This window comes from Burkholderia sp. E168m23, from assembly GCF_016586125.1.
Classification (GTDB): Bacteria; Pseudomonadota; Gammaproteobacteria; order Burkholderiales; family Burkholderiaceae; genus Burkholderia; species Burkholderia orbicola.
Genome location: NZ_BCPP01000857.1, coordinates 1 through 3,125, shown reverse-complemented (window position 1 = coordinate 3,125; position 3,125 = coordinate 1). Strand labels below are relative to the sequence as shown.

3 protein-coding genes are annotated in these 3,125 nt (G+C 68.3%); all 3 read right to left on the bottom strand.

The window, feature by feature from the left end; all coding sequences use genetic code 11:
• Positions 1-50: 50 nt before the first annotated feature.
• Positions 51-632, bottom strand: coding sequence for a Holliday junction branch migration protein RuvA (ruvA, locus tag JMF90_RS30850; protein WP_021162490.1), 582 nt, complete (start codon positions 630-632; stop codon positions 51-53).
• 198 nt (positions 633-830) lie between these two features.
• Positions 831-1,373 carry a crossover junction endodeoxyribonuclease RuvC gene (gene ruvC / locus JMF90_RS30845; RefSeq protein WP_006476894.1) on the bottom strand — a complete coding sequence of 181 codons (543 nt, stop codon included), beginning with the start codon at positions 1,371-1,373 and terminating at the stop codon, positions 831-833.
• 155 nt (positions 1,374-1,528) lie between these two features.
• The gene (purH, locus tag JMF90_RS30840; protein WP_125380840.1) at positions 1,529-3,094 is read right to left on the bottom strand and encodes a bifunctional phosphoribosylaminoimidazolecarboxamide formyltransferase/IMP cyclohydrolase; all 1,566 of its coding nucleotides are present in this window, start codon (positions 3,092-3,094) and stop codon (positions 1,529-1,531) included.
• Between the last annotated feature and the right edge of the window lie 31 nt (positions 3,095-3,125).

Below are 3,125 nucleotides of genomic sequence, written 5' to 3'. Positions count from 1 at the left end.
GCGCCGCGCGGCGGCGCGACACTGGCTTCGACGGCCGGATCGAACGTGCGTTACGCCTTTGACAGCGCCTTCAGCGCGAGCTTGATGCCTTCGGACACGCCGGTGCCGGCCGGCACGTTCTTGATCGCGGCGAGGCCTTCCTTTTCGGAGTAGCCGAGCGCGAGCAGCGCGTTGAGGATGTCGGTCGCGTGGTCGGACGGCGACGCGGCGCCGGCGAGCGCGCCGAGGTCGGCGCCGAGCTTGCCCTTCAGTTCGAGCAGCAGGCGCTCGGCGGTCTTCTTGCCGATGCCGGGCAGGCGCGTGAGGCGGGCGGCGTCCTGCATCGTCACGGCCTGCGCGAGCTCCTGCACGCTCATGCCGGACAGCACGGCGAGCGCCATGCGCGCGCCGATGCCGGTGATCTTCAGCAGCTCGCGGAAGGTCGTGCGCTCCTGCGGCGTCAGGAAGCCGTACAGCAGGTGCGCGTCCTCGCGGACGATCTGCTGCGTGAGCAGCACGACACGCTCGCCCGTTTGCGGCAGGTTGTAGAAGGTGCTCATCGGCACGTCGATTTCGTAGCCGACGCCGTTGCAGTCGACGAGCAGATGAGGCGGGTTCTTTTCGAGCAGGATGCCGGCGATGCGACCGATCATGGAGGACGGGATGCGAGGAAGAAAGCGCGAGTGTAGCGCACGCGCGGCGCAATGCCGATGGGCGCGGCCGTCAGGCCGAAGCGGCGCGTGTCGCGGGTATGTCGGGTGAGGGTAAAGCGGGCAAGCGGCCAACCCGGTCCAGGCGGCCCACGCAGTGGAGCCGACGCGTCGGGCCACGGGCCGCGATGCGCGGCAGCGTCAGCCGACCAACCTGCCGCGCCGCACGCGCAGCCCTTTCTGCGCGAGCGCCGGCGCCAGGCCGCCCAGCGTGCTGAGCGTGTTGCCGCCGTGCGCGTGGCAGATCGCCATGCCGAGCGCGTCGGCTGCGTCGGAGCCCGGCTGGCCGGACAGGTTGAGCAGCCGCGTGACCATTTCCTGCATCTGCGTCTTGGTTGCACGGCCGTAGCCGACCACGGCCTGCTTGAGCTGCAGGGCCGTGTATTCAGCGACCGGCAGCCCGCCCGCGACGAGGCCGCAGATCGCGGCGCCGCGCGCCTGGCCGAGCAGCAGCGTCGACTGCGGGTTCACGTTGACGAACACCTTTTCGATCGCGGCCTGGTCGGGCGCGTGTTCGCGCACGATCGTCGAGACGCCCTGGAAGATCGTGCCGAGCCGGGTGGCCAGATCGGCCGTCGGTGTGCGGATCACGCCGCTCGTGACATAGGCGAGCCGGTGGCCGCTGACGTCGATGACGCCGAAGCCGGTGACGCGCAGGCCGGGGTCGATGCCGAGAATTCGCATGAGTGAGGAGAGTGGCGTGATGCAGCGATACTACAACGAATGGTGCGGCAAGCCGGTCGCCCGGTCGTGCGCGAAGGCGCCGCGCAATAAAAAAACCCGGCGGGGGTGATGCCGCCGGGTTCCCGTGCAGCGGCCGCGCGGGCCGCATGCTGCGATCAGTGACGGAAGTGACGCACGCCCGTCAGGACCATCGCGATACCGTGCTCGTCGGCCGCCGCGATCACTTCGTCGTCGCGCATCGAGCCGCCCGGCTGGATCACGCAGGTCGCGCCGGCCGCCACGACGACGTCGAGGCCATCGCGGAACGGGAAGAACGCATCCGACGCGACGGCCGAGCCGGCCAGCGTCAGGCCCGCGTTCTGCGCCTTGATGCTCGCGATGCGCGCGGAATCGACGCGGCTCATCTGGCCGGCGCCGACGCCGAGCGTCATGCCGTTGCCGCAGAACACGATCGCGTTCGACTTCACGTATTTCGCGACGCGCCACGCGAACAGCAGGTCGTCCATTTCCTTCGCGGTCGGCTGGCGCTTCGTGACGACGCGCAGCTCGCTCGGCTGCACGTTGCGCGAATCGAGCGATTGCACGAGCAGGCCGCCGCCGACGCGCTTCAGGTCGAATGCGTTGTGGCCGTCACCCAGTGCAATCTCGAGCAGGCGCACGTTCTGCTTCGCGGCGAACACCTGCTTCGCGGCGTCGGAGAACGACGGGGCGATCAGCACTTCGACGAATTGCTTCGCCACCGCCTGCGCGGCCGCTTCGTCGACTTCGCGGTTGAACGCGATGATGCCGCCGAATGCGGAGGTCGGGTCGGTCTGGAACGCCTTCGCATATGCGTCGGCCGAGTCGTTGCCCACCGCGACGCCACACGGGTTCGCATGCTTGATGATCACGCAGGCCGGCGCGTCGAACGTCTTCACGCACTCCCACGCCGCGTCCGAATCCGCGATGTTGTTGTACGACAGTTCCTTGCCCTGCAGCTGGCGGTAGTTCGCCAGCGCGCCGGCCGGCGTCGCGAGGTCGCGGTAGAACGCCGCGCTCTGGTGCGGGTTCTCGCCGTAGCGCAGGTCCTGCACCTTGTCGAATGCCAGGTTCAGCGTGGCCGGGTACGTGCTGCGCGATGCGTGCTTCAGCTCGTCGGTCAGGCTCGTCAGGTAGTTCGTGATCGCGCCGTCGTATTGCGCGGTGTGCGCGAACACCTTCGTCGCGAGGCGGAAGTTGGTCGGGTAGCCGACCGTGTTGCCGTTCGCCTTCATTTCATCGAGCACGACCGCGTAGTCGGCCGGATCGACGACGACCGTCACGTCGCGGTGGTTCTTCGCGGCCGAGCGCAGCATCGTCGGGCCGCCGATGTCGATGTTCTCGATCGCGTCGGCGAGCGTGCAGTCGTCCTTCGCGATCGTCGCGACGAACGGATACAGGTTCACGACGAGCAGGTCGATCGTCGGGATGCCGTGCTGTTCCAGCGCCTGCATGTGCTCGGGCAGGTCGCGGCGGGCGAGGATGCCGCCGTGCACCTTCGGGTGGAGCGTCTTCACGCGCCCATCGAGCATTTCCGGGAAGCCCGTGTAATCGGCCACTTCGGTCACGGGCAGGCCGGCGTCGGCGAGGAGTTTCGCGGTGCCGCCCGTCGACAGCAGCATGACGCCGAGGTCGGACAGCGACTTCGCGAAGTCGACGATGCCGGTCTTGTCGGAAACGGAAATGAGCGCTTGCTTGATCATGATGGAACCACCAATAGCCAGGGAAACGGGG